Source organism: Natrinema longum, from assembly GCF_017352095.1.
Taxonomy (GTDB): Archaea; Halobacteriota; Halobacteria; order Halobacteriales; family Natrialbaceae; genus Natrinema; species Natrinema longum.
Window position 1 is genome coordinate 3186249 of record NZ_CP071463.1, and the last position, 25843, is coordinate 3212091.

Below are 25843 nucleotides of genomic sequence, written 5' to 3' on the forward strand. Positions count from 1 at the left end.
CCGTGGCTCCGCGAGCTCGATGGACCTCGTAACCCCCTTATAGCCGCGGCCATCTATCACAGCCCATGCACCCTCCGGGAGCCGACACCGTCCTCGTCCGCCACGGGGACCTCAACACCAAGAGCAACACCGTCAAGCGGTATATGGAGGGGCTTCTCGCGGAGAACCTCGAGGCCATGCTGGCCGACCGCTCGATTCCCGGCACGATCGAGCGCCGGTGGAACCGACCGCTGATACACACGAACGAGGCAGCCGTCGCGGCCGCGACCGCGGCCGCGACGAACACCTTCGGGGTCGTCTCCGCGAGCCCGGTTCTGACCGTCAGCACCGAGAAAGCACGGATCCTCGAGGCGCTGGCGGCGACCGCCCGCGAGCACTACGACGGCGGGACGTTCGCGGTCGACGCCCGCCGGGCCGACAAGACCCTCCCCTACGATAGCGAGGATCTCGCCCGCGAGGCCGGGACCGTAATCTGGGAGGCTGTCGAGGACGAGTTCGAACCCGAAGTCGACCTCGACGAGCCCGACCTCACCTTCGGCGTCGAAGTCCGCGAGGACGTGGCGTTCGTCTACCTCGAGACGGTCGACGGACCGGGCGGGCTCCCGCTTGGCTCCCAGGAGGCGGTGGTCGCGCTGGTCAGCGGCGGCATCGACTCGCCGGTCGCGGCCTACGAGATGATGAAACGCGGTAGCCCGATCGTCCCGGCGTACGTCGACCTCGGCGACTACGGCGGGATCGATCACGAGGCACGCGCGATGGAGACGGTTCGGCTCCTCTCGGCGTACGCACCCAACTTCGACATGCAGGTCTACCGGGTGCCTGGCGGCGAGACGGTCGACCTGCTGGTCCGGGAAATGGAACAGGGACGAATGCTCTCCCTGCGGCGGTTCTTCTATCGCGCCGCCGAGACGCTCGCCGAACGCGTCAACGCGGACGGCATCGTCACCGGCGAAGCCGCCGGCCAGAAGTCCAGCCAGACGATCCGGAACCTCGGCGTCACGAGCCGCGCAGCCACGCTGCCGATCCACCGGCCGCTGTTGAGCCGGGACAAACAGTACATCGTCGCACAGGCCCGCGAGATCGGCACCTTCACCGACTCGACCATCGACGCCGGCTGCAACCGCGTCACCCCCGACCAGGTCGAGACCAACGCCCGCCTCGAGCCGCTGCTGGCGGCCGAACCGGACGACCTGCTCGAGCGCGCCGAGGCGGCTGCCAGGGACGCCGAACTGGTCGATCCCTGACTCCGATCGCTCCGTGGATTCTCCGTGCTACCGATCGGTTGTGACTCGCGGAAGCTATCGATTTTCGTCGTTTCGAACCTCCTACTCGTAATCGAACTGCCTAGATAGTATAGAGTGCGAGCGCCCCGTCATCGGACCACCGTTACCGGCACCGATGCCCGCTTGACCACCGTTTCGGCAACGTTTCCGACGAGGAACTGGCGTGCCGTGCGATGCCAGTCCTCGCCGTGACTCCCGAGTACGACCGTGTCGTAGTCGTCAGCACGATCGATGATCGTCCGGGCGGGATGGCCGACCCCCACCTCCGTGTTGATATCCCGGTCCCGTTCGGCTGCGACTGCGCGTGCGCGTTCGAAGACAGGTTCAGCACGTTCGGCAGTTGCCTCCTCAAAATCGTCCTCTAGGCTCAGACCCACCGCACTTCCCATCATCATGGAAGGGACGCCGACGATGTGTAGAACGGTGATGTCGGCGTCGGGATGATTATCGAGCGCGTAGGCGAGCGCACGTTCGGCCGGCTCAGAGTCGTCCATCGGAACGAGAATCCGAGAGAGCATAGGTACCGTTTCATCGTCCGCGCACATAAGGCCGTGTGCGCTCGGAGACGATCAACAACTCGCGAAACGAACGGAAGAGACGGGCGAGCTCTGCGTCAGATCGAGACAACCAGTGCGCCCGTTTCGTTCACGTACCGTCGGGGATCGCCGCGAAGAACACCGACGTCAAAATGGTGGCCAACGTCGGCCCGATACGCCACATCGAGACAGACGGTATACGGCCCGCGGGTTGAAGAGACCCCTCCTGAAGCACTTCCGTGGACTCTTCTTCGCCGATCAGCGGTGCTTTTTCACCCTCCTCTCGGGCAACTGTTCGTTCTGAGGGGGCAGTAGTCACGAACGGGTGTCGGTCACGAAAGGTCAGACCCACGGCAAGCGTCTTTTGAGCGGGCTATCAACGACATCACCAGCGCGAGCGAGAATGACTGTTCGGTCACTCCGATGGACGACCGTCCGCGGAACCGAACCGACGAGACGACGGTGTAAGACCCCTTGGCGTGTTGCTCCGAAAACGATCACGTCGTGGTCGATCGCGACCTCTACAATCGCCTCGGCTATCTCGTCACCGTCGTCGATCGCCGATTCCACCTGTATGTGGGGACCAGGCGCTTCTTCGAGACTCAGTTCTGCACGTGCGATGTACTCGCGTGCTGTCTCGGGATCCGTCTGGGAAGCGTCGACTGCAAAGACGTGTACGGTGGCGTCGTTGCGAGCGGCAATCGCTTTCGCGACGGACGCTGCCGGACGGACGTGCGGGCCGCCAGCCACGGGCAAGAGGATGGAATCGACAGTGTTTGCCTCTTGACCGATTCGTTCGACGTAGAGGTCACACGGTGCTCGCTGGATAAGTCGATCGACTGTCGTACCGAGGACAGCGTCCGTTCGGCGTTTCCGCTCTTGCCACCCCACTACGAGTGCGCGCGCATTGGTCTGTCCGACCGCTGTGAGCACACCGTCGGCGATCGATCGCCCGACGATCGGCTCACTCGTTACCGTGACATCGTCAGGGGCGACTCTCGTTGCTTTGTCGAGTATTTTCCGGCTGGTTCCCGCATACTCCTCGAGGATCGTCTCATCAGTGTACAGGGAAAACGGTGAGTTGTGGGGCTTGGAAACAACGGAAACGATCTGTATGCGGCCGTCGGTCACCCGGGCGAGGTCGCCAGCTGTCCGGACCAACTGCTCGACGTGGTCGGGGTTCCCAACTGCGACCAATATCGGTCGAGAGTCCGGGTCGTCTCCCATACGTGTTACGACGTGGCACAGTGGTGAATACCCTTGGGTCGACGTACGACCTCGAAACCCCCGTTTCGATAGTAGCAACTGAAACGAGTTACACACTGATCACAACGCTGTCGTGCGATCAGGTGTGCAATGACTTTCAGTTGCTTATAGTCGATCGTGGGAACGAGACGTTGCACACGAGAGAGTTGAGCGTGTCGTAGACCAGTGAATATCGCATCTGGGTACGGAAAGCCTCGCTGTCTACGGCGAAGTGGATGTCACGAACGTGTGGCGTATACGCCTGTTCTCATCGGATCCCGATCCAGGATGAGAACTCATGACGATATGCTGACGTCCGAGAGTTGGTTCGATACGACGGGTTCGCTCGTGTCATCGTTGCGCCGACGAACCACCCGTGACACGGATCTGCGCAGTGAGCAGTGGTTGCAGCCGAAAGCGGGAGCAAGTATATACGGTATTGTTCCTGTTGAACGACTATGGGGTCCGACAGTCTTCCCGCCGAACTCCTCACCATGGGGGAGAAGCCGAGTACGATTCCGGTACTCGTCGGTGTTGGTCTCGGTATCGGAAGTGCCGTCCTCTATATCCTCCTCAAAGTAGGATACGGTAGTGGGTCTCTTGACGTGGCGGCATACGATTTTTGGGCGGGAGTCCATATCTGGGGCAGCATAGCCGCTGGTATCGGCTTGTCCACGGCTATGGGGTACGCTGGCGCGAGTGTCGTTCGAAGCGTCTCGCTTGGAATTATCCCAGTAGTCGGGCTTATCACCGGTTCGGCAATAACTGTCGTCGGTGGATTGGGGCGCTACGATTCGTCCCCCGTCGTCCTCGGTATCGGCCTCCTGCTGGGCTCCGGAGTGCTCTGTGGGGCCGGGTGGCTCATCGGCTACGCTGTTCGCTGGCAACTCCACTGACGGCTCACGAATCCGCTCGCCTCCGCCCAGAACTGCTCGCTTCGCTGCGCCTTTCTGGTCTAGTTCAAATCGCTTCAGTTCCGTTACTGGTGACTCACGGAATTGTTCGTCGTCAGAAAGCGGGCCGGGCGCGATTTGAACACGCGACCGTCTGATTAAGAGTCAGACGCTCTGCCGGACTGAGCTACCGGCCCTGTGCTACCGACTTTCCCTCGGTCGTTCAAATACGTTTCCCTTGGCGGGCTCCGTGACAGCGATCCACGCGCGAATCGCTCCCCTCGAGGCGCTCGATTCGACCCATCAGTCTGTACCACTCTCCGGGAGCGTTAAGTACGGTCGGTCCGACCACTCGGGCATATGAGTACGGGGGTTACGATTTCGTCGATCTCTGACTACGCTATCTTGGGCTGTGGGAGCGTGGGGTACGCCGTCGCGGAGGAACTCGTCGAACAGGGCAAGGACGTCTTCATCGTCGATCAGGACGACAGCCGGGTCGAATCGCTCCGCGATCAGGATCTGGACGCCCGACGAGCGGACATTCGGGAACCCGAAATCACCGAACTGGTTGCCGACCGGGACGTCGTCCTCATCCTCGCGTCGGACGTCGAATCGAACAAACGCGCCGTCGAACACATCCGCAACGGCGACGACGATCAGTTCATCGTCGCCCGCGCGAGCGATCCCGTCTCCGGCGACGAACTCTCCGAACTCGGGGCCGACATCGTCATCAATCCGTCTTCTGTCATCGCCGAATCCGCCTTGCGAGCGCTCGAGTCGGGCGAACTCGAGTACAACGCGGGTAAACTCGCCGACCTGGTCGAGGAGACGTCGACGCGGCTCGCGATCATCACCCAGGACAGCCCTGATCCGGACTCGATCGCCAGCGCGGCGGCCTTACAGGCGATCGCGGACCACCTCGGGGTCGAATCCGACATCATCTATCTGGGCGACGTCGGCCACCAGGAGAACCGCGCGTTCGTCAACCTGCTCGGCATCGACCTCGTCCAGTGGGACGAGATCGAGGATCACTCGGTCTACGATACCGTCGCCCTCGTCGATCACGGCACCGCGGGCGAGATGGAACTGCCGGTCGATATCGTCATCGACCACAACGAGTCCGAATCCGAGTCCGAGCCCGAGTTCGTCGACATCCGGCCCAACATGTCCTCGACGTCGACGATCATGACGAAGTACATTCAGGAGTTCGATATGAACGTCTCCGAGGAGGTCGCCACGGCCCTCCTCTATGGCATCCGTGCGGAGACCCTGGATTTCAAACGCGATACGACTCCCGCCGACCTGACCGCCGCCGCCTACCTCTATCCCTTCGCCAATCACGATACCTTAGAGCAAGTGGAGTCGCCGTCGATGTCCCCCGAGACCCTGGACGTGCTCGCGGAGGCGATTACGAACCGCGACGTCCAAGGCAGTCACCTCGTCTCCAACGCCGGCTTCGTCCGCGACCGCGAAGCCCTCACGCAGGCGGCCAGTCACCTGCTGAACCTCGAGGGGGTCACCACGACCGCGGTCTTCGGGATCGCCGACGAGACGATCTTCCTCGCGGGCCGCTCGAAGGACATCCGTATCAACATCGGGAAAGTGCTCGCGGACGCCTACGGCGAGATCGGCGAGACGGCCGGCCACTCCACGCAGGCCAGCGCGGAGATCCCGCTGGGGATTTTCACCGGGATCGAAATCTCGGAGGACACGCGGGACACGTTGCTCGACTTGACCGAAGAGGCGGTCAAACGGACGCTGTTCGACGCGATGGGCGTCGAGGGAACCAGCAATGAAGGGTCCAACGGCGGCTAACTCAGGCCAGTAGCTCGTCCTGTTCCTCGTCCGGTTCGCGAACGCGTTCGACGACATCGTTGATGAGGATCACGTCACCGACGGCACGGACCCAGCGGTAGGGAACGATGATCCCCTGGCCGCTGCGGGCTTCGTCCGCGAACAGTTCGCCGTTCAGGTTCGCCAGCGCCAACCCGGTGACTGCTTCGCCATCGATGTTCAATCGGAGGTCTTCGACTTCGCCGACGAAGACGCCGTTGTTCGAGTACACCTCGCGGCCGACGAGAGACGTGATCTCCTGGGGAATGTCGTCCATAACTGGCTTCATGCGTGGCGGACTCTTTAATCTTAGTCAGACGTGACAGTCGTCGAGAGCGGCCTGCTCAGTCGACCGTCGGCGGACACGTCCTCGAGCGACGCCGACGAGTTCGATCGCCGCCTACCCCAGAATCGAGTCGACGGCCGCGTGATCGGACAACAGCTGTTCCAACCGATCGACGGTCTCGACGTCTCGAGTCCGCCCGCTGTGGACGATATCCTCCGCGCGCTCGACGGTGGTGAGCGTGTCCGTCTGAACCGAGAGGATTGGGACCCCTTTCTCGCTGGCCTGCCCGAGGATCGCTCCCGATGGTCGGTGGCCGCCGGTGAGGATGAGACAGCGGATGCCGGGGGCCTCGAGGGCGGCGGTATGGATCTCGGCACGATCGCCGCCGGTGATGACGGCGGCGTCTTTCGTCCGCCGGAAGTGTCGGAGGGCGCTGTCGGGCCCCATCGCACCGACCGTAAAGCGCTCGACGTAGGCGTCCTGGCCCTCCTCGACGAGCATCGACGCACCGAGTTCGGCCGCGAGGTCGGCGACGGTCACGCCCGCGAGGTCGCGTTCGCTCGGGAGGACTCCGTGAACCGGAACGTCCCGCCCCTCGAGGAACGGGATCACGTCCGTCTCGAGGCCGTCGTATGCCGCGTCGGAGACGTCGTTGAAGACGACGCCGGCGAGGCGATCCCCGAACGTCTCGGCTGCGGCGAGCAGGTCGTCGATATCCGCCGGGATCTCGTATGGTGCGACCAGCAGGACGCGCGCATCGAGCAACTCGGCGATATCGGCGTCCGTGAGTTCGACGATCCCGCCGATGTCGTACCGGCCGCCGCCCTCGACGAACATCCGATCGTGAGCCCCCGCGAGCGTCGCGAACGCTTCCCGGACGCGCTCGCGGAGCGCTGCGGGGTCCTCGCGGCCGCGGATCGCCTGTTCGATGAACGTCGGCGAGTAGACCACCGGCTCGAGGTCGTGTATCTCCGCGTCCAACTCGAGCAGGTCGCGGGCGAGCAGCGGATCCTCGTCGAGGGTCTTCCCGACGTTGCTCTGGAGCCGGGTGCCCTTCGGTTTCATGTAGCCGACGCTGTCCCCGTCGGCGGCCGCGAGCCGGGCGAGCGCCAGCGTGATCGCCGTCTTGCCGGTGCTCTCCTCGAGCGAGCTGACGAGCAGCGTCTCGGTTCCGCCGTCGGTGGTGTGGGTGCTTGGCTCTTCGTCGGTGTCGGTGGTCGTGGAGTCGGGTGCTGAATCGGTGTCGGTCATGGTTCCTCCGTGTCGAGTTCGTTCGGATCGACGGTGAGTCGCAGATCGATCGCCTGTACGCCGTCGGGGCCCGCCACGAGCGGGTTGACGTCGAGTTCGAGGATCGACGGGAAGTCCGTCACCAGCTGCGAGAGTCGCTGGATCGTCTCGACGACGCGCCCGACGTCCGCCGGTTCGCGGCCGCGAGCGCCCCGCAACAGCGGCGCGGCCTTGATTTCGTCGACCATCTCTCGGGCCTCGCCCTCCCCGATCGGGGCCACGCGGACGGCCGTGTCCTCGAGGATCTCGACGAAGATGCCGCCGAGTCCGAACAGCAACAGCGGGCCGAACTGCGGATCGCGGTTCATCCCGACGATGGTCTCGGTCGCGGTCTCGAGGTCGAGCATCTCCTGGACCTGTACGCCGAGTATCGTCGCGTCGGGCTGGTAGTTTCGCGCTCTCGCGACGACGTCCTCGTAGGCGTCGTAGACGTCTTCGTCGGCGACGCCGACCGTGACGCCGCCGATGTCGGACTTGTGGGAGATATCGGGGCTGACGATCTTCATGACGACGTCGCCCTCGATTCCTGTGGCGACCTCGCGAGCGCGGTCGGGGTCGTCGACGATCTCTCCCTGGGGGGTCGGAATCCCGTAGGCCTCGAGGAGGTCCATCGACTCGACGCCGAGCCGGTTGTCGTCGCGTCGCGTGGCACGCGCCAGGATGTCGCGAGCACGCTCGCGGTCGACGTCGAAGCGCTCCGGCTCGTCGGTCCGCAGCTCGCGGATGTCCCGGAAGCGAGCGAGCGCGTCGAGTCCCGAGACCGCCCGCGAGGGATCGAAGTAGTTCGGAATCCCCGACTCGCGCAGCGTCGCCTCGGCCTCGCGGGCTCGTTTGCCGCCCATCAGGCACGTGACGACCGGGGTCTCGTGTTCCTCGAGCTTCTCGATGACCGTCTCGGCGAGGTCGTCGTAGGAGAGGACTGCCGTCGGCGCGGCGACGACCACTGCGCTGCCCACGTTCGGGTCCGCGAGTGCGATTTCGAGGGCCTCGCCGAATCGCTCGACGTCGGCGTCGCCGATCGCGTCGATCGGGTTGTAGACGTTGGCTTCCTCGGGCATCGCCTCGGCGAGCGTCTCGATCGTCTCGTCGGCGAACGAGGCCATCTCGAGCCTCGAGTCGCCGACGGCGTCGGTCGTGAGCACGCCGGGACCGCCCGCGTTCGTGACGACGGCGACCCCGTCGGACTCGGGTTGGGGCAAGCCCGCAAGCGCCCGCGCGTAATCGAACAGTTCCTGGACCGAGCGGGCGCGGAGTACGCCGGCCTGGTCGAGGCCGGCCTCGTAGGCCCGTTCGCTGCCGGCGATCGCGCCGGTGTGAGAGGAGGCCGCCTGCGCGCCGGCGTCCGTTCGGCCGGATTTGACGAGGACGATCGGGGTATCGGCAGTGACCTCGCGAGCGGCCTCGATGAACCCCTGCCCGTCGTCGATGTCCTCGAGATAGCCGATGATGACGTCGGTATCGGGATCCCCACCCCACTCGCGGACGAAATCCGTCTCGTCGAGCACCGTCTTGTTGCCCAGCGAAACGACGTCCTGAAAGCCGATCCCCTGTTCGTTGGCCCAGTCGAGCACGGCGGTGATGAACGCCCCCGACTGGCTCATGAAGGAGATCGATCCCTCGAGTGCGTCCTCGGGGCCGAAGGTGGCGTTCATGCCGTTGGGCGTGGCCATGATGCCGAGGCTGTTCGGCCCGACGACGTTGAGGTCGTGCTCGTCGGCGAGTTCGCGGAGCTGCCGTTCGCGTTCGGCCCCCTCGCTCCCGGTCTCGGCAAACCCAGCCGTAATCACGACCACGTTCTCGGTGCCCGCGCCCGCGAGATCTCGAATCGACTCGATGACGATATCGGGCGGTACGACGACCACCGCCAGATCGATCGGCGGTGCGCTCTTCGCGTTCTCGTAACACTCGAGCCCGAGTACCTCCTCGCGCGAGGGGTTGATCGGGACGACCTCGCCGGCGAACCCGTCTCGCAGGTTCTCGAGGATCGCCCGGCCGACTGCGCCCTCGCGGTCGGTCGCGCCGACCACGGCGACGGTCTCGGGGTCGAAGAGTGCGGATAACCGTCCCATCGGTCGATCGTTACTCGGGAAGCGAGTTAAGCGTAGGGCGTGTTCCCGCCGTCCGACATCGTGGACGGTGACACACCCATTTAGCTGCTGGAGACGGCCCTCACTCGGTGGACGGACGTTCCGACCGGGGAGTACGGTCACCGGATCCTCGTCGCCGGAACGCACCGATCGCCACACCGAGAGTGAAACAGACCAATAGCGCGCCGTACAGGAGGAAGTGGACCGGACTGTCCGTCGTGAGGACGGACTCGATGAGCGCCATTCCGGCCGCGTAGGCGATCACCCCGCCCGCGACGAACTCCGCGATCGAGAACTCGAGAAGGGTACCAGCCACGAGACCGACGCTCACGGCTAGCAGTCCGACGAGCGCGAGGGTAAGCGGTTCGCCGATGACGCGTGCGACCCCCTCCCAGTAGACGTGTCCGGGCGGCCAGAGGGCGTATCCGACGACGAACGCGAGGAGACCGCACACGAGGATGCCAGTCGATCGTCGACTCATACCGGGGGTGTTGACTCCCGGACACGTAAGCGGCAGTGATCGTAGTCGAAGATGGAATCGAGAGACGACGCTTTCGGCTGAGGAAGGGACCGAGAGACGACCCCGTCCGGGTGCGTGTCGCGGTCGAATCGGGCGTCTGACTCCCGCCTCGAGCGGTCAGCGGGTCGAAATAGCGGCCGTGGAGCGACTCGAGGCGAGGATCGCGAGCAGGTAACAGGCGATGGCGACGACGACGATCGAGCCGCCGGTGGGAAGGCTCTGAGAGATCGAGACGACGAAGCCGCCGATAACCGCGACCTGTCCGAAGAGAATCGAGAGGAACAGCGTCTCTCGGAAGCTGTGGGCGATCTGGGTGGCGGCCGCGACGGGAACGACGAGCATCGCGGCGACGAGGATCACGCCCAGGATCTGGAGCGCGCCGACGACGACGACGGCCGTCATCACGATCAGTAGGGTGTTGTACCAGGTGACGTTGAGGCGGGCGACCCGGGCAGCCTGCTCGTCGAACGTGATGAACAGCAGTTGCTTGTAGGTCGCGACGACGACGAGGACGACGAGGACGCTGAGGACGGCCATCAGTCGCGCCCCGGAGGGGGTGACGACGGAGATATTGCCGAAGAGGTAGTCTCTCACGTTGATCCCGCTCGTTCGGTCTAAACTGATGATGAGCGTCCCGACGGCGAAACTGCCGGTTAGCATGATCGCGATCGGCACGTCGCCGTAGGTGTCGGTCCGTTCGATCAGCCACTGAACGCCGAGGGCACCGAGGACTCCCACGACCAACGCGACGACCATCAGCGGGCCATCCCAGCCGGTCATCGCGTTTACGAGGAGACCGATTGCGACCCCGGCGAAGGCGGTATGGGCCAACGTCTCGCCGATCAGTGCCATCTCTCGGTGGACGAGATAGGTACCGACCAGCGGTGCGACGATGCCGATCAGGATTCCCGTCGCGATCGACCGCCACATGAACGGATGAGCAAAGACGTTCGTTCCGAGCGCGTGGTCCAGCAACTGGCCCGCGAGTCGCGCCTGATCGTACACTCCGCCTGCGACGGGGACCGACCGCAGTGCGTCGACGGCGAGCAAGCCGACCATCGCGACCGCGAGGGCCGCGGTCAGACCGATCCCGACGTGCTCGAGCCGTCGACGGAGGGAGGTGCCGTGACGCATCGGTTTCAGTGGTGGTGATGGACGACCTGGCCCGTCGCGCCGTAGGCCTCGGTCAACGCGTCGCTTTCGACGAACGATTCCGTGTCACCGTGGTGGTACAGCTCCGTATTGATGCAGGCGATCCGGCTCGCGCGATCCGTGACGACGCCGATATCGTGTTCGATCAGGATGATCGTGATTCCCGACGCGTTGAGCGACTCGAGCAGTTGATAGAACGCGTCGCGGGACTCGGCGTCGACCCCGACGGTCGGCTCGTCGAGCGCCAGGAGGTCGGCCTCGGAGGCCAGCGCCCGGGCGATGTAGGCCCGCTGGCGTTGGCCGCCCGAGAGCTGGTTGACCTGCCGGTCGGCCAGTTCGGTGATACCGACCGTCTCGAGGGCCTCGTCGACGGTCACGCGGTCCTCGTCGGTCAGTCGCCCGTGACCCGCGTGGGCGAACCGACCCATGGTGACGGCCTCGCGGACGGTGACCGGCATCGAACCGCCGGCGCTGGTCGCCTGCTGGGAGACGTAGCCGATCCGTTCGCCGTCGTCGAACTCGGAGACGGGGGCACCGAATAGCTCGATCGAGCCGCGATCCGGACTGCGCAATCCGAGCATGAGATGCAAGAGGGTCGTCTTGCCCGAGCCGTTGGGGCCGATCAGTCCCAAAAAGTCGCCCTCCTCGACAGTCAGCGAGACCTCCTTGACCGCCGGCTGCTCGCCGTAGGCGAACGTCACGTTTTCGAGATCGACGACGGTCACTGTGCGTCTAGTACCTCTCTGAACGCGGGCAGGTTTATTTCTTCCATTTGCTCCCGGTAGCCCAATCCCTCCTCGTGCCACTTCGCGAGGGTCCCGGACAAGTGCGTAATCGGCATCGCGTCAGTGGCATTGCTCCCCTCGAGGATGTTCTCTACCATCTGATACGACCCGTCGGTCGCTTTGAACGGGTTGTAGAGGATGGTCTCGATCCCCTCCTCGTCGACGAGGTCGATCGTCGCTGCCATCGCGTCGGTGGTAACCTGCGCCTGCGCGGAGACGCCAACTGGCGTGTGGATTTCGAACCCGTATCGCTCCTGGAGGTACGTAAACGAGTCGTGGCCGGCGAAGACGGCGACGCGCCGATTCGCCGCGTCGATCAACTCCTCGAACTGCTGGTCGAGGGACTCGAGGTCGGCGGCGTACTCGGCGGCGTTTTCTTCGTAGGTCTCGGCGTTGTCCGGGTCGGCGTCGGCGAGCCCGTCGGCGATGGCCGTAACCATCTCCCCCGCGAGCACGGGATCGAGCCAGGCGTGTGGATCGACCGACGACGGGTCGTGATCGTGCCCGTCGTGCGCGCTTTCGTGTTCATCGTCGTGTCCGTCACCGTCATGGTCGTCGTGTCCATCGGTCTCGTGGCCGTCGTCGTCGTGTTCGTGACCGCCGGTCTCCACCTCGTGATCCCAGCCGAGTAACTGATCGTCGAGTCCCTCGAAGCCGTCGATCACGGCGACGGTGTCGTAATCGCTCTCGAGGGTCGCTGCGATGTCCTGTGCCCACGAGAATTCGGCGGTATCTAGATAGACGAAGGCACCGGAGTCGGCGATGTCCCGGGTGAGATCGCCACTCGGCGACCAGCCGTGGCCGGCCTCGCCCGTGCCGACCGGGTTTTCGAACTCCATGGCGTCGCCGCTGATCTGCTCGGCCCAGTCCCAGAGGGTAAAGAAGGCGGCGTAGCCCGAATCCATCGTCGCGGTTGCGCTGCCGATGTCGTCGAGGCAGCCCGCAACAGCGCCGGTCGCGAGCGCGCCGGCCCCCGTTTTCACCAGCGTGCGCCGTGTCAGGTTCATATCTGTGACTAGTCCCTCCCGTGTATAAGAGTTATTATCTGGATAGCGTATTTTATTAAAATATCGTCCACGATATCTTCGCTGTTAACAAGAACTGACGGTATAGCGCGCCGAATTATTATCGGTCGCTGGGCCGGGGGGCGCGCTCCGGCGGAAATCTCGGACGCGCGCTGGTTCGAACAGAACGCTATTCGAGTGCGATCTCGAGTCGGGTCCCCTCGAGGCGACGGTAGGTCGGTGGCAGTTCGGGATCGTCGTCGCGAACGACCTCGAACACGTCGAACCGAATCACGAGGCGGCCGGGATCGATCGTCGCCCGGAGAACGGGGCCGCGGCTGGTCACGACGACGTAGGGCGGTCCCGCAACGGGACGGGCCTGGAGGTCGTATCCCGTCGCGTCGACCACGTCGGCGAGCACGCCCGGGAGCACCTCGCGTAGCCCGGTCTCCGTGAGGGATCGTTGCAGGCCGTCGACGACCGCGTCGCGGTCGGTCGTTCGGGCGGTATCCCAGGGCTCGGCGATCGCGTCGGCACAGGCGTCGATCCCCTCGATGACCGACGCGTGGTTGGTCCGTATTCGACGCCGAGCGGCCCGGACTGGATGGGACACGGTCGTCGGTGGGACGGGGGCGCACTAAGAAGTCTCGACTCGGATCGTGACACGCCGTCACCGAGTTGCCCTGTCCTACTCGTTGCGATTCTCGACGACACCGACGTTCAGCGTCCGCACCCGCCTCAACACGCCGCGTAGCCGCCGTCGCCACGACGACCCCTGCCGAGCCGCGAGTTCGTTGCGGAGCCGTTCGTTCTCCGCCTCGAGCCCGTCGATCCGCGCCTCGAGTTCGTCGACGCGGTCCTCGAGCCGGTACCGGCGGGTTCGCTGGGCTCGACGATCGTGTTGTAACTGGTCGCGCTCCCGCCGGAGTGCCGTGAGTCGACGCTCGAGACGCTCGCGTTCGCGCTGGCCGGTCTCGACGACGGGACTCCGATCCGAGCCCTCGGGGATTCCCGCGATCGATCCCGACGCCGTCTCCTCGCGGGCGACGTCGATGTGCCCCGAGTGGGTGGCGTTGACGACGGCACCGACGAGCAACACGAGCCCGCCGAAGTACAGCCAGGTCAACAGGAGGAGGATCGCGCCGATCGGTCCCGCCGACTCGGAACTGCTCGAGACGGCGACGTAGACCTGAAACAGCGACTGGAGGAGCGCCCAGCCGACGGCGGCGACGACGACCCCGGGAACGACCTCGCGGACGGAGACGTCGACGTCGGGGAAGAAGTAGTACATCGGGAGGAAGGCGAGTGTCAGGCCGACCACGAGCAACAGCGGGTTCACCAGGCCGATGAAGAGACTGTCGGGGAAGAACGCGAAGACGATGCTGGTCGCTCCCGCTGCCACGAGCGCGACCCCGATGGCCCCGAAGACGACGATCCCGTCGCGCAACTGGTCGACCAGCGAGTTGTCCTCGGTCGACGCGTAGATCTCCGAGAACGCGGTGTCGAGTCCACGAAAGATCTTCAACGACCCCCACAGGAGGACGAGCAGGCCGATGATCGACGTTCCCGCGCTCCCGGTCGTCCCCTCGATCCCGTCCTCGAGCACGACCCGTCCGCTCTCGGGGAGGAACCCTTCGGTCGCCGACGAGACCTGCGTGGCGAGTCCCTCGTCGCCGACGAACGAGACGAGAAAGAAGACCAACACGAGGAGCGGAATCAACGAAATGAACGCCTGGTAGGCGATACTGGCGGCCATGAACGTCACGTTCTTCTCCTGGATCCCCGTGGCGACGGACTTCGCGAAGGGAATCGTTCCACGAACCGGAAACCCCATACGGGTTCGTTCGCGAGGGGACCGGATAGCGCCCCGGCTTGCACCTCCGTAGCGGTCCCTCGGCGATTCGCTCGCTCGATTCGGTCGGGGTCGGTTCGACCCCTCACCCCTCGAGCAACGGAGCCACCGCGTCGCGAGTCGGCAGCGCCGACATCGCCCCGGAGTCGGTCGTCGCCGTCGCCGCGACCGCGTTCGCGAACGCGACCGTCTCCGCGAGGGACTGCCCCTCCCGGAGCGCGGCGATCGCTCCGGCGACGAAGGCGTCACCGGCACCCGTCGTATCCACGGTCTCGACCTCGTAGCCAGCGTGTTCGACGCGCTCTCCGGGCCAGGGCGCGTCGTCGCCAGCGACGGCGACGGCACCCTCCTCACCCCGCGTCAGGAAGACGGTATCGACCGTTCCCCGGTCGACCGCCGCGCTCGCGAGTTCCGTCGGCGTCCCGCCGCTGAACCCGAGGGCCTCGAGTTCCGCGGCCGTCGCAAAGCAGACGTCGACGTGGGCAAGCCCATCGCGGACGACGCTCGCGAACGTTTCCGCGTCGGGCCAGAGTTCGGGTCGCAGGTTCGGATCGAACGAGACCGAACAGCCCGCCGCTGCCGCGCGCTCGAGCAGGTCCATCGTCGCCTCGCGGGACGAGCCACTCGAGAGGGTGACGCCGCCGGCGTGGACCCACTCGCAGTCCGACAGCGTCCTATCGGGGATTCGGCCGGGCTCGAGGCGGGTGTCGGCCGTTCCGTCCCGGTAGAAGGTAAACTCGCGTTCGCCACCCTCGTCGTGGGTGACGAACGCGAGCGTGGTCTTTGCAGCACCGTCGCGTTCGACGAATCGGTCGGGAAGGCCGTACTCGGCGAGCACCCCCTCGAGGTACCGGCCGAACGGGTCCGCGCCGACACGGGTCCAGAACAGCGGCGGCACTGTGAGTCGCGCGAGCGCGACTGCGACGTTCGCCGGCGCGCCGCCGGGCCGGCGTTCGAACCCCGCGACGTCCGCGAGGGGGCCGGGTCGCTCGGGAATGCAGTCGATCAGCGTTTCACCCGCGACGAGCACGTCCTGGGACATACGCGAGACTCTCTCGTCGACGGCGGTAGTTCTGTCGTCGACGTGGTCTGACACTCGCGTTCGGCGCGAGTCGCCGAGACGAGAATTCATAAATGGCCTCGGTTACGACTCAGTAATATTCGTATGGAACACATTTCACGCCGCAGACTACTCGCGATCGCAGGGGCCGGGACGGGTTTTACCGCGCTCGGCGCGGGGTGTCTCGACCAGTCCGCCGAGACGGATACGGACGAGCCCAACGATACCACCGAACCCGACGGGGCGGACGAACCGGACGATACCAGTGCGAGCGATCGTCCGCCACTCGAGCGATGGGTTCCCGCGTCGGGGAGTGCCGAACTCGGGTTTCGGTATCGGGACCTCACGACAGTCCGTGCGTACGAGGAACACCTCCAGTCGGACGTGGTCGAGTCTATCCCGTCGCTCCCCCGGGGAGAGCACGCCGAGATCGTCGAACGGTTGGCGGACGGCGAGTCGGCGATCGACTCCGTCCTTCGGTTCGGGTCCGCGGACGCCGTCGGAAACGTGGTCGTCTCCGGCTCGTTCGATTCCGATCCGGTCGACGCTGACCTCGAGTCGGCAGCGGGCGAGTTCGCGGTCTTCGAGCGCGATGGCACCTCGGTTGCCGTCTCCGAGGAGACGGTCGTCGTGAGCGACGCCGACGGTGCGGACATCGACGCGATCCTCGCGGCGGGCGTCGAGGGAACCGACCGCCGGGTCGACGCGGACGTGACGTTCGCCACGACGGCCGAACAGGTCGCCCAAGCCACGTTCGTCCGGGGAGAACACGACCGGCGTGACGAGACCGACGCGAGCTGGGTTGGGATCGCGAACGCGTGGTCGCTTGGCTCCGAAACGACAACGCACTCGATAGGTGCCGTGTACGACGACGCCGATACTGCGTCCGAATTCGAGACGCAGATCCCGGCGGCGTTCGACGACGAGGCGATAGAACTCGACGGTACCGTCGGCGTGGCGACGAGAACCGTTCCGACCGAAGACTACGAGTATCGGAATCGGTTCGCCGAACGCGGGACCCAGCCGGCCCCACCGCAGGCGGGCGTGACGATCGAATCCGACGCGTCAAACCGGACGGTTACCGTGACCTACGTCTCGAGGAGCAGGACGGATCGGCTCGAGATACGCGACGAGAGCGGGAACAGCGACGAAATGACCGAGGTCGGGGAAACGACGACGTTCGAGTACGAAGCGGGGGCGTCGGGAGAGATCACCGTCGTCGGCGTCAGGGGCGAGACGAAGGCAGTCGTCGCCGCGCACTCGTATTCGTTCTGAGTGCGGGCGGGGACTCGAGTGAATTCGCTCCGGGGCCGACGGTGACCGTCGACTTAGAGGACGATACTCTTCTTGCGCATCATCTCGTGGATCGAGGCGTCGAGTCCCTCGCGACCGATACCGGAGTCTTTGTTGCCGCCGAAGGGAACGTCGCCCAGGCCGTGACTCGGCGCGCCGTTGATCCGGACCGCGCCGGCATCGATGCGCTCGGCCATCCGCATCGCACGCTTGTAGTCGTTCGTGAAGACGGCCGCGTCGAGCGCGAGGTCGGAGCCGTTCGCGATTTCGAGGGCCTCGGCCTCGTCTTCGAACGTGGTGATGGCAGCGATGGGGCCGAACTGCTCTTCGTCGACGATGCGGGCGTCCTGGGGGACGTTCGCGAGTAGCGTCGGTTCGAAGAACTGGTCGGCGAGTTCGTCGGGGACGCCCTCGGGGGCACGTCGCTCCCCGCCGCGGACGATCTCCGCGCCCTTCTCGACGGCGTCCTCGACGAGCGTTTCGACCCAGTCGGCCTGATCCTCGCTGATGAGCGGGCCGAAGGCGGTGTCTTCCTCGAAGAGATCGCCGGCCTGCCAGGCGTCCATCTGTCCGTCGATCAGGTCGACGAGGTCGTCGTGGACCGACTCGTGGGCGAGGACGCGCGAAATCGCCGAACAGCGCTGGCCGGCGTACTTGAACGATCCCTTGGCGCAGTTGCCCGCGACGTCGGTGAGGTCGGCGTCGTCGAAGACGATCGCCGGGGCGTTGCCGCCGAGTTCCATGTGCAGGTTGACCATCCCGCTCTCGCGGGCGACGTGTTTACCCGCGCCCGAGGAGCCGGTCATCGCGATCGCGTTGACGCGGTCGTCGCCCGCGAGGACGTCGCCGATCTCGCTGGCTTCGCCGGGGACGAAGTTGAACGCGCCGTCGGGAATCCCGTCGACGTCGGCGATGACGTCGGCGAGGATCGCAGCCGAGATGGGCGTCTTGCTGGCGGGCTTGAGCAGTACGCTGTTGCCGGCCGCAAGCGCGGGCGCGACCTGCAGTGCCGTCGTCGCGAGCGGGTAGTTGTACGGCGTGATACAGAGGACGGCACCGATCGGTTCGTGCTTGACGATCGCCTGCCACCCCTCGTGACCCTCGGTCGACCCCTCGCGGTACTCGCCCTTGCTGACGATGTTGCGCGCTTCCTCGGCTGCGCGGTCGAAACGCTCGGCGGCCTGCTCGACTTCTCCGCGGGCCGACGAGATCGGTTTGCCGGCCTCGCGAACGATGACCTCGGCGAGTTCCTCCTCGCGCTCGCGCAGTCCCTCGGCGATCGTCTCACACCACGTCGCGCGTTCGACGACCGTCGTCTCCCGGAGGTCCGGTTTTATTTCGTGGGCCGCGCCAAGCGCAGTTCGAGCCTCCTCTGGCCCTGCAGCGGCGACCTGTGCGAAGGTCCCGCCCTCTGCGAGATCGGACACTGATAGTACGGTCTCGGTCTCGAGCCATTCGCCGTCGACGTAAATCCGCTCTCGACGCTGTGCGACTCTGGTTGCCATATTCCCTTCTTGGAACCGCGCACTGAAAATGTTTACTCAGCCTCGAAAAAACGAAGAACAGAGTGACGGTGTCGTTTGGTAACACGAATAGACACCCGATACACAAATAAACCGCTTGAATACGAAAGAAGTCTTTCCCATTCTGGAAGATATATTTATTACTGGGAAATCTTTAAGTGCTAAGCGAGCGTACGTCCGTCGTACGATGAGCACTCAGAAAACCGTCCGTCAATCGGCTGATACCGTCGAGGGGAACGAGCTTCGCCTCGAGCAAGAGAAGGCCGAACAGATCGTCGACGCGCTGAACACGGAGCTGGCCAACTCGTACGTGCTCTACCACCAGTTGAAGAAACACCACTGGGTGGTCGAGGGTGCCGAGTTCCTGCCGCTCCACGAGTTCCTCGAGGAAGCCTACACGCACGTCGAGGACGGAGCGGACGTGATCGCCGAACGCGCCCAGGCGCTCGGTGGCGTCCCCGTCTCGGGGCCATCGAACCAGGAAGATCGTGCCACCGTCGAGTTCGAGGGCGAAGACGTCTACGACGTCCGGACGATGTTCGAAAACGACCTCGAAATCTACGGCGACATCATCGAATCGATGCGCGACAGCATCGAACTCGCCGAGAACCTCGGCGACCACGCCACCGCCCAGATCCTGCGGGAGATCCTCGTGACGCTCGAGGAGGACGGGCACCACTTCGAGCACTACCTCGAGGACGAGACGCTGGTGCTCGAGGAAGCGACCCACTAGTCCCGTTCCACCCGTCGACTGCAGGGTCGAATCCGGCGGTCTGATCCCCGCCGACTCTGCAGTGCAGGCCTGGACCGCCACCAGACGCTACCCGCCTCGATACCGTGGGCATCGAGTCCGAGGAGAACAGCCCCCGAAATCGCGTCGACGACAGAAAAACGGCACCGACGGCGAAGACCGCTTTTTATCGAGGAGTCAAGAGAGGTAGTTCAGGGTCGATACTGGCCACGTAACCGATCCGGTGCCCTCGCGATACGTCAGGGCTCGAGGTCGACGGCGAGATCCGTTGCGATCCAGCCGTCGGTGTTGTCTCGTTCGGTAAAGACGATCTTGCCGGGGCGGGTTTCGTGACTCGTCACGACCGCCGCCGGCTCCTCGCGTTCGGCGTCGGTGTCGGGATCCTGCCTGCGGGCGGGTACGTCCATCAGGTTGAGTTAGGTGAGCCTAAATCTAAAAAGGTTTTGGTCAGCCTAAGATTTCGAGACTGACACGTTCGCCGGGATCATCTCGGTTCGACCGGCGTCCTCTCGCGTCCCCGACGGCGATCCCGGGGTCGACACGATCCTGGGAGAGAAGACTAGACGAATATAGCATCATTTTTCGGGATTCAGTGAAACAGTCATCACATGAGTTCACACGAGAGTCGATCACAGGGGACAACCGGTCGGCGCGGCCGAACCCTGATCGCGGACCTCTTCGACATCGATATCGAACGCGTGGAGTCACTGAGTTGGGCGCTCGGTAACCACGTTACAGTCGAAGCGGACGCGGACCGCCGCTTTCGGTTCGCCCATCGGCAGTCCACTCGAGCAGTAACTGCGTTCGAGGTGACCGACACGACCTGTGTCCTCCGGCTCCGGACGCCCGTCGGCCGGGAGAAGTTTTTCGGGGTCGCAACCGCCGACCTCACGCCCCAACCGGTTCGGAACGGCTGGATTCGAACCGACTGAGCGTCGCCCGCGCGGGACCGTTCGATGACCACGATCAGTTTCATTGGGTTCGATCGGGTATCCGTCCGTATGGAGTACGACGTCGTTCAGGGAGACATCGCTGCACAGTCCGCCGACGCGCTCGTCAACGCCGCCGGGACGAGCCTCGAGATGGGGTCGGGCGTCGCCGGGGCGCTCCGTCGGGGTGCAGGCGAGGCGATCAACGAGGAAGCCACGGAGACGGGACCCGTCGACCTCGGCGAGGTCGCCGTCACCGACGCCTACGACCTGAACGCCGAGTACGTGATTCACGCCGCCGCCATGCCCCACTACGGGAACGGCCAGGCGACGGCGGAAAGTATTCGCGAGGCCACGCGAAACGCCCTGGAGAAAGCCGACGACCTCGGCTGTCGCTCGCTCGTCGTTCCGGCGCTGGGCTGTGGTGTGGCCGGCTTCGAGACTGCCGAGGGTGCCGAACTCATCGTCGAGGAACTCGACCGCTACGAGCCCGACACGCTCGAGGACGTGCGGTTCATCGCCTACAGCGACGAAGAGTACGAGACGATTCGTGCGGTGACGGCCGAGGGTAGCGACGTGGATCGGTGACGGACACGATCGACCGGTCGAGGAGGCCGAGCGTCCGTGGAGTACCGCTCGGGCGGGTTGCCACGCAGTGAGCGACGACCGTCGGGGGATGGTTTCTACGCACTGAGAACGGTTGCTAGTTTTACCACCACCGCCGTCGAACCATCACACGGGTGATAACTGATGTACGACACGATCCTCATCCCGACCGACGGAAGCGAACAGGCGGATCGCGGGGTCGAGCAGGGGTTGAGTCTCGCCGCCAACTACGACGCGGAGGTCGTGCTTCTCTACGTCGTCGACGAACGCAGACACGGACGGACGCCGGCGCTGGGCAGTACCGCGGTCGAACACGCGAAAATAGAGGACGAAGCCATCGAAATGCTCGAGGAGATCGCGGACCGGGCCAGCGATCGGGGCCTCGACGTCGACTGCGCGTGTCACCGGGGACTCCCCTGGGAGGAGATCACGTCCCTCGCGGAACAGCGGGACACCGACCTGATCGTGATGGGACGACGAGGGGCGACTGACGACCGACGAACGGCACTCGGGAGCGTCGCCGACCGGGTGATGAGACACACTGACATTCCCGTTCAGGCCGTCTGACCGTCCAGTTCACCCCGTCGGCCCCCCGATTTCGTGTCGTCCGAGCCGCGTCCGTCCGCCGGGAGACTCCGCCCCGTTTTTCGAACGGTCCGCTCCGGATTTCAGGACAGCGAAAGCCCGCGAATCTCGACCGAATCCCCTTCCTCGACGTGCCCGATACTCTGCCCATCAGTCTCGGCGACCAGTTCGTCAGCCTGGTCCTCTGGAACCGCGACGACGAAGCCGGTGCCCATGTTGAACGTGCGGTGCATCTCCGCGTCGGTCACGTTCCCCTCCTCCTGAACGAACTCGAAGATCGGTTGGGCCGGCAGCGGGTCGTCGATGACGTACTCGTGTTCGCCCATCCGCAGCAGGTTCGTCCAGCCGCCGCCCGTAATGTGGGCCGCCGCACGGACCTCGTGGTCGCGCATCGGCTCGAGCAGGGCCGTGTAGATCCGGGTCGGCTCCAGCAGTTCCTCGCCGATCGTCCGTTCCGGGTCCAGTGGGAACGGCTCCGTGTAGTCGTGCTCGCGGGTCACCGCTTCGCGGGCGAGCGTCAGCCCGTTCGAGTGAATCCCGTTCGAGGGGAAGCCCACGAGGACGTCGCCAACCTGGGCCTCCCCCTCGAGGATGTCGTCTTTCCCGGCGAGACCCACACAGGTCCCCGCCAGATCGAACCCCTTCACGACCTCGGGCATGACCGCCGTCTCGCCGCCCAGCATCGTCAGATCGGCCTCCTCGAGCCCCACCGCGAGGCCCTCGCCGATCTGATTGGTCAGCGCCTCGTCGGGCTCGTCGATCGCGAGGTAGTCGACGAACGCGACCGGTTCGACGCCGGCCGCGACGAGGTCGTTGACGTTCATCGCGATACAGTCGATCCCGATCGTCGAGAAGTCCTCGATCGCTTCGGCGACGAGCAGTTTGGTCCCGACGCCGTCGGTCGCCAGCGCGAGATACCTGTCGCCGATGTCGAGCAGACCTGCGTATTCGGTTCGCAGATCGCTGCCGAAGGCCTCGAGGAGCGCCGCCGTCGCGTCCTCGCTGGCATCGATGTCGACGCCAGTGTCGGCGTAGGTGAGTCGGTCCGTCTGGCTCTCGTCGTCCGCTGGTCCGGTCATGTGCGAACGACTGCGTGGCGCGAGCAAAAGGTCACCGGTCCTCCAGAGAGTTCCCTGTGGGCCGCGAATGCCGACTGTCGACGATCCGATGCGATCTCGAGGTGACGGCTTCGAAACCCAGAACGGCGGTGCGAACGACTCGTACCGACGCGGTTACGGATCCGGCCGAACCGACACGCTACCGTTCGAATGCCGGTTCCCGCTCGGATTCGCCGTCGACTCCCCCCGCGTTCGGTTCGTCGTCACTCTTCGGGTCGTCGGAAAACACGTCCGCGAACGAGTCCTCGACACCGACGAGTCGCTCGAGTCGGTGTTCGAACTCCGCGTCGTCGATCTCCCCCTCGGCGTAGCGGCGTTTGAGTTCGGCAACCGCGTCGTCTCCGGTGGCGTGTTCGGCCGGCGTCGTCTCGTTCCGTCCCGCAACCAGCAGTGCAGCGATTTCCTCCCCCCAGAACAGGAATATCGGGACCAGTAGGAACCATCCCACGATCGCAATCGCGCTGGTGAGTTCTTCAGCGCCGACCAGACCAGTGAGGCTGATGAGGACGAACGTCACGAGTCCGATCAGGAGCCAGAGATCGTCGGCCACGAACTCCTCGACGTCGATCGCCATATGGATCCGTCGACCGAATCACACAAAATACCTCTGGTGGAGACGATCGCTAGCCCGGCCACGGCGGGGCCGCGTCGTCCCGTCGGCTTCGGACCCACTGTCGCTCGGGGCTGAAAAACGGCGACCAGCGCGACGTTCTCAGAACAGCCCGAAAACGACGAACGCCGCGAGCAGAACGCTCGGGACGAAGACGATCGCGAAGACCCCCTTGTGCCACTCGAGGACGGACTTGCCGTCGAGCGGGCCGAAGGGGATCATGTTGAACGCGGCCAGGAAGAGGTTGATCCAGATCCCCATCTGGCCGATCGTTGCGAGCATTCCGGGAAGGAAGCCGGGCGTTGCAGCGAACATCAGCAACGGCGCAAAGAGCACGGCGAGCAGGAGGTTCGTCACTGGGCCCGCCAGTGCGATCAGTCCGTTCTCCCGTTGGGTGGTCCGTCCCCGGTGGTAGACCGCGCCGGGCGCGGCGAAGAGAAAGCCGACGAGCCCGCCCATAATCGCCAGGAAGAGCATCTGGTAGTCCGCCCTGAACTCCGCAACCTGGCCGAACTCGACCGCGACGACTTTGTGTGCGAGTTCGTGGAGGAGGAAGCCGACGCCGACGGTCACGAAACTCAGGCCGACTCGCGTCACGAAGTAGCCGAGACTCGCCTCGCCCAGATGCACCGGCGCGAGTAGCAACGCGAACGCGACACTCAGTACGGTCCACGCCACCGCGAGGTCCCGTAGCTCCGTGTTGCTGAAGGTCAGTTCGCGATCGGGACGGCGCTTCGTGGGATAGCCCATTATAGGAACCCTCGTAGTAGCTCGAGACTGTCTCGCGCACCTTCGATCAACAGTCCCATCAGGGCGTCGACGCCGCCGATTTCGGGTGCCAGCCACGGGAGCACCACGAACGGAAAGAGCCCCGTCGCGATGATGCTGCCGATGTTCGTCAGCGCGACGATCATGATCAGCCGGAACAGCGGCACGTTGAACATCGCCTCGATCGCCTCGCCGATCGGCCGCTCCGTATCGTCGACGATTTCGTTGAGCGTCTGGATGTCCCGGACGTTGACCGGGCGGTGCTTGAGTTCGACGTAGCCGGCGAACCAGCCGGGTGCGAGCAACGGGTTGATGCTCGTCAGCCAGGCGACCGCGCCGCCGACGCCCGCACTGGTCCAGCGCGCGCCGGCCAGCCGCGCCAGCGTGAACGCGAATATTCCGTTGAACAGGAACCACGCCGCGAACACCTTCAGCAGGAACACGTTCTCGACGCCCGCCATAAGCAGGAGGAAGAAGAAGGCGAAGAAGCCGAGCATGACGAGGTAGCCAACGATCTTCAGCGGCGAGAACCGGCGACTCGAGGCGGTTCCCGACAGCGACTCGAGCGAGGGAATGTCCTCGGGGTTCCGGAGGTGACGTTCGATGCCGGCTTTGTGGCCGGCACCGACGACGGCGAGGACGTCGTACCCCTGTTCGCGGAGGTCGTGGAGGTTGTGTGCGATGTAGGCGTCGCGTTCGTCGATCAGGGCGTTCGCGCCACGGGGACTGAACCGGCGGAACTCCTCCATCATGGCGGCGACGACGTCGCCGTCGGTCATCTCCTCGATGTCGACCTCGTCGATATCCTCGACGTCCGCGCCGACCGCGTCGAGGACGAGTCCGAGGACGGCACCGATCGTGACGCCGACGCCGAGTCCGGCGAGCATCCCGGCCGTCCCACGAACGGCGTAGATACCGGTCCCTTCGACCGTCGAGGCCGAGAACGGGCCGACGAACGTCCCGGTCGCGACCAGTGCGAGACAGCCCGCAACGCCGAGGACCAGTCCCCCGGCCACTCGCATCGAGAGTCCCGAAAGGGAGCCGCCGGCGGCGTCGACCGGTGGCAAAAAGAGGAGGCCCACGAACGCCCCGACGAACGCGCCGATCGCGCCGCCGCCGACGTACTGTAGCGTCGTGGTATCGGTGATGCCGACCAGAAGGAGATCGCCGAGTCCGAGCAGTGGAGCGAGAAACGCCGCGAAAACGAACCCGAGAACCGCACCGCCGACGGCACCGAAGGTGAGCCCGATCGTTCGAGGATCGGTGATCCCGAGCGCGAGCCCGCCGACCATTTTCAACTTCTCGGTTACGGAGAGTCGGCTCCAGAACCGCTGGATCGTGACCTGAATGTCCCGATCGACCAGGGCGACGCCGCTCCCGTTGGCTTCGGCGGCCTCGATGCCGGCCCGCATGTCGGCACCGGGCTCGATGTCGAACTGGTCGCCCAGCCGCGACTGGACGTACGACAGCATCCAGTAGGCCAGGAACTGGAAGACGGTGTTGCCCGAAAGGAGGTCGCCGGCTTCGATGTCGTCGGGCGTCCCGCCTTGCATCTGGCGATACCGCCCTTCGTCGAGTTCGACGGCGACGACGTCGGGGTCCTCCCGGTCGATCGTTTCCCGAACCTCGTCGACACTCGCTTGCGAGACGTGTGCCGTCCCGAGGACCTCGACGGAGCCTCGCTCCCGGTCTGGTGGCGCTGGGGGCTCCGGCACGTCGGCCTCGCCTGCATCGCTCATTACTGGCCCCAACTGGGCGGCGACTTTTACCAGTATCGGACCGCGAAGGGGACCGATCCCGATACGTTCGCCCCCTCGATCTCCCGACGCTGTCA

Annotated in this window: 26 protein-coding genes and 1 tRNA gene; 8 read left to right on the top strand and 19 right to left on the bottom strand. The window is 65.0% G+C overall.

All coding sequences use genetic code 11. The annotated features are described in order from the left end of the window. Positions 1-65 precede the first annotated feature (65 nt). Positions 66-1244: a tRNA sulfurtransferase gene (locus tag J0X27_RS15710; RefSeq protein ID WP_207270084.1), complete on the top strand. Its 1179-nt coding sequence runs from the start codon at positions 66-68 to the stop codon at positions 1242-1244. A 128-nt stretch (positions 1245-1372) separates the two neighbouring features. Here the strand turns inward: J0X27_RS15710 and J0X27_RS15715 are convergent, their stop codons facing one another. Continuing rightward, the gene (locus J0X27_RS15715) at positions 1373-1801 is read right to left on the bottom strand and encodes a universal stress protein (protein ID WP_207270085.1); all 429 of its coding nucleotides are present in this window, start codon (positions 1799-1801) and stop codon (positions 1373-1375) included. A gap of 360 nt (positions 1802-2161) precedes the next feature. Beyond that, complete coding sequence (locus tag J0X27_RS15720) at positions 2162-3046, bottom strand: universal stress protein (RefSeq protein WP_207270086.1); 885 nt, start codon at positions 3044-3046, stop codon at positions 2162-2164. A 476-nt stretch (positions 3047-3522) separates the two neighbouring features. Here J0X27_RS15720 and J0X27_RS15725 point away from each other — a divergent pair, with 476 nt between their 5' ends. Further along, positions 3523-3960, top strand: a complete 438-nt coding sequence (locus tag J0X27_RS15725; protein WP_207270087.1) for a hypothetical protein — start codon at positions 3523-3525, stop codon at positions 3958-3960. Between the two features lie 120 nt (positions 3961-4080). Here J0X27_RS15725 and J0X27_RS15730 read toward each other — a convergent pair. Then, positions 4081-4154 (bottom strand) — tRNA-Lys (locus J0X27_RS15730). A gap of 163 nt (positions 4155-4317) precedes the next feature. On the opposite strand from J0X27_RS15730, the gene J0X27_RS15735 reads away from it, so the two are divergent. Beyond that, positions 4318-5772, top strand: coding sequence for a DHH family phosphoesterase (locus J0X27_RS15735; protein WP_207270088.1), 1455 nt, complete (start codon positions 4318-4320; stop codon positions 5770-5772). Position 5773: 1 nt separating this feature from the next. Here J0X27_RS15735 and J0X27_RS15740 read toward each other — a convergent pair whose 3' ends face one another. The 10 genes from J0X27_RS15740 to J0X27_RS15785 all read right to left on the bottom strand — a co-directional run bounded on the left by J0X27_RS15740 (position 5774) and on the right by J0X27_RS15785 (position 15808). Beyond that, positions 5774-6067 carry a PRC-barrel domain-containing protein gene (locus J0X27_RS15740; RefSeq protein WP_097379746.1) on the bottom strand — a complete coding sequence of 98 codons (294 nt, stop codon included), beginning with the start codon at positions 6065-6067 and terminating at the stop codon, positions 5774-5776. Positions 6068-6190: 123 nt separating this feature from the next. Beyond that, positions 6191-7327, bottom strand: a complete 1137-nt coding sequence (locus J0X27_RS15745; RefSeq protein WP_207270089.1) for a phosphotransacetylase family protein — start codon at positions 7325-7327, stop codon at positions 6191-6193. After that, positions 7324-9435, bottom strand: coding sequence for an acetate--CoA ligase family protein (locus J0X27_RS15750; protein WP_207270090.1), 2112 nt, complete (start codon positions 9433-9435; stop codon positions 7324-7326). Before J0X27_RS15750 ends, J0X27_RS15745 begins: the two co-directional genes overlap by 4 nt. Positions 9436-9535: 100 nt before the next feature. Continuing rightward, entirely contained in the window at positions 9536-9934 is a 399-nt protein-coding gene (locus J0X27_RS15755) for a hypothetical protein (protein ID WP_207270091.1), read from the bottom strand. Between the two features lie 156 nt (positions 9935-10090). Then, on the bottom strand, positions 10091-11107 hold the full coding sequence (locus tag J0X27_RS15760; RefSeq protein ID WP_207270092.1) for a metal ABC transporter permease: 1017 nt from the start codon (positions 11105-11107) through the stop codon (positions 10091-10093). Between the two features lie 5 nt (positions 11108-11112). After that, complete coding sequence (locus J0X27_RS15765; protein ID WP_207270093.1) at positions 11113-11850, bottom strand: metal ABC transporter ATP-binding protein; 738 nt, start codon at positions 11848-11850, stop codon at positions 11113-11115. Beyond that, on the bottom strand, positions 11847-12917 hold the full coding sequence (locus J0X27_RS15770) for a metal ABC transporter substrate-binding protein (RefSeq protein ID WP_207270094.1): 1071 nt from the start codon (positions 12915-12917) through the stop codon (positions 11847-11849). The genes J0X27_RS15765 and J0X27_RS15770 overlap by 4 nt, the downstream gene beginning before the upstream one ends. Before the next feature lie 187 nt (positions 12918-13104). Further along, a complete protein-coding gene (locus J0X27_RS15775) occupies positions 13105-13527 on the bottom strand; it encodes a DUF7988 family protein (protein WP_207270095.1) in 423 nt (140 codons plus the stop codon). Positions 13528-13602: 75 nt separating this feature from the next. Continuing rightward, the gene (locus J0X27_RS15780; RefSeq protein ID WP_207270096.1) at positions 13603-14748 is read right to left on the bottom strand and encodes a YhjD/YihY/BrkB family envelope integrity protein; all 1146 of its coding nucleotides are present in this window, start codon (positions 14746-14748) and stop codon (positions 13603-13605) included. A gap of 103 nt (positions 14749-14851) precedes the next feature. Further along, positions 14852-15808 carry a carbohydrate kinase family protein gene (locus J0X27_RS15785; RefSeq protein ID WP_207270097.1) on the bottom strand — a complete coding sequence of 319 codons (957 nt, stop codon included), beginning with the start codon at positions 15806-15808 and terminating at the stop codon, positions 14852-14854. Positions 15809-15931: 123 nt separating this feature from the next. Between J0X27_RS15785 and J0X27_RS15790 the strand changes: the two genes are divergently transcribed. Further along, positions 15932-17101, top strand: coding sequence for a hypothetical protein (locus J0X27_RS15790; RefSeq protein WP_207270098.1), 1170 nt, complete (start codon positions 15932-15934; stop codon positions 17099-17101). Between the two features lie 53 nt (positions 17102-17154). Here J0X27_RS15790 and J0X27_RS15795 read toward each other — a convergent pair whose 3' ends face one another. Continuing rightward, positions 17155-18624 carry an aldehyde dehydrogenase family protein gene (locus J0X27_RS15795; RefSeq protein ID WP_207270099.1) on the bottom strand — a complete coding sequence of 490 codons (1470 nt, stop codon included), beginning with the start codon at positions 18622-18624 and terminating at the stop codon, positions 17155-17157. 205 nt (positions 18625-18829) lie between these two features. Here J0X27_RS15795 and dpsA point away from each other — a divergent pair, with 205 nt between their 5' ends. Continuing rightward, positions 18830-19375, top strand: coding sequence for a DNA starvation/stationary phase protection protein DpsA (gene dpsA, locus J0X27_RS15800; protein ID WP_207270100.1), 546 nt, complete (start codon positions 18830-18832; stop codon positions 19373-19375). A 257-nt stretch (positions 19376-19632) separates the two neighbouring features. Here dpsA and J0X27_RS15805 read toward each other — a convergent pair whose 3' ends face one another. Further along, positions 19633-19800 (bottom strand): hypothetical protein, encoded by a 168-nt coding sequence (locus J0X27_RS15805; protein ID WP_207270101.1) that lies wholly within the window; start codon positions 19798-19800, stop codon positions 19633-19635. 201 nt (positions 19801-20001) lie between these two features. Between J0X27_RS15805 and J0X27_RS15810 the strand changes: the two genes are divergently transcribed. From J0X27_RS15810 to J0X27_RS15820, 3 genes are all read left to right on the top strand, one after another. Further along, positions 20002-20325 carry a hypothetical protein gene (locus tag J0X27_RS15810; protein ID WP_207270102.1) on the top strand — a complete coding sequence of 108 codons (324 nt, stop codon included), beginning with the start codon at positions 20002-20004 and terminating at the stop codon, positions 20323-20325. 69 nt (positions 20326-20394) lie between these two features. Beyond that, positions 20395-20910, top strand: coding sequence for a macro domain-containing protein (locus J0X27_RS15815; RefSeq protein WP_207270103.1), 516 nt, complete (start codon positions 20395-20397; stop codon positions 20908-20910). A gap of 162 nt (positions 20911-21072) precedes the next feature. Further along, positions 21073-21495 (top strand): universal stress protein, encoded by a 423-nt coding sequence (locus J0X27_RS15820; protein ID WP_207270104.1) that lies wholly within the window; start codon positions 21073-21075, stop codon positions 21493-21495. A gap of 101 nt (positions 21496-21596) precedes the next feature. Here J0X27_RS15820 and purM read toward each other — a convergent pair whose 3' ends face one another. From purM to J0X27_RS15840, 4 genes are all read right to left on the bottom strand, one after another. Continuing rightward, a complete protein-coding gene (gene purM / locus J0X27_RS15825) occupies positions 21597-22592 on the bottom strand; it encodes a phosphoribosylformylglycinamidine cyclo-ligase (RefSeq protein WP_207270105.1) in 996 nt (331 codons plus the stop codon). Between the two features lie 178 nt (positions 22593-22770). Continuing rightward, positions 22771-23205 carry an SHOCT domain-containing protein gene (locus J0X27_RS15830; protein WP_207270106.1) on the bottom strand — a complete coding sequence of 145 codons (435 nt, stop codon included), beginning with the start codon at positions 23203-23205 and terminating at the stop codon, positions 22771-22773. 138 nt (positions 23206-23343) lie between these two features. After that, a complete protein-coding gene (locus J0X27_RS15835) occupies positions 23344-23991 on the bottom strand; it encodes a zinc metalloprotease (RefSeq protein WP_207270107.1) in 648 nt (215 codons plus the stop codon). Beyond that, positions 23991-25748 (bottom strand): TraB/GumN family protein, encoded by a 1758-nt coding sequence (locus J0X27_RS15840; RefSeq protein WP_207270108.1) that lies wholly within the window; start codon positions 25746-25748, stop codon positions 23991-23993. The genes J0X27_RS15835 and J0X27_RS15840 overlap by 1 nt, the downstream gene beginning before the upstream one ends. Positions 25749-25843 lie beyond the last annotated feature (95 nt).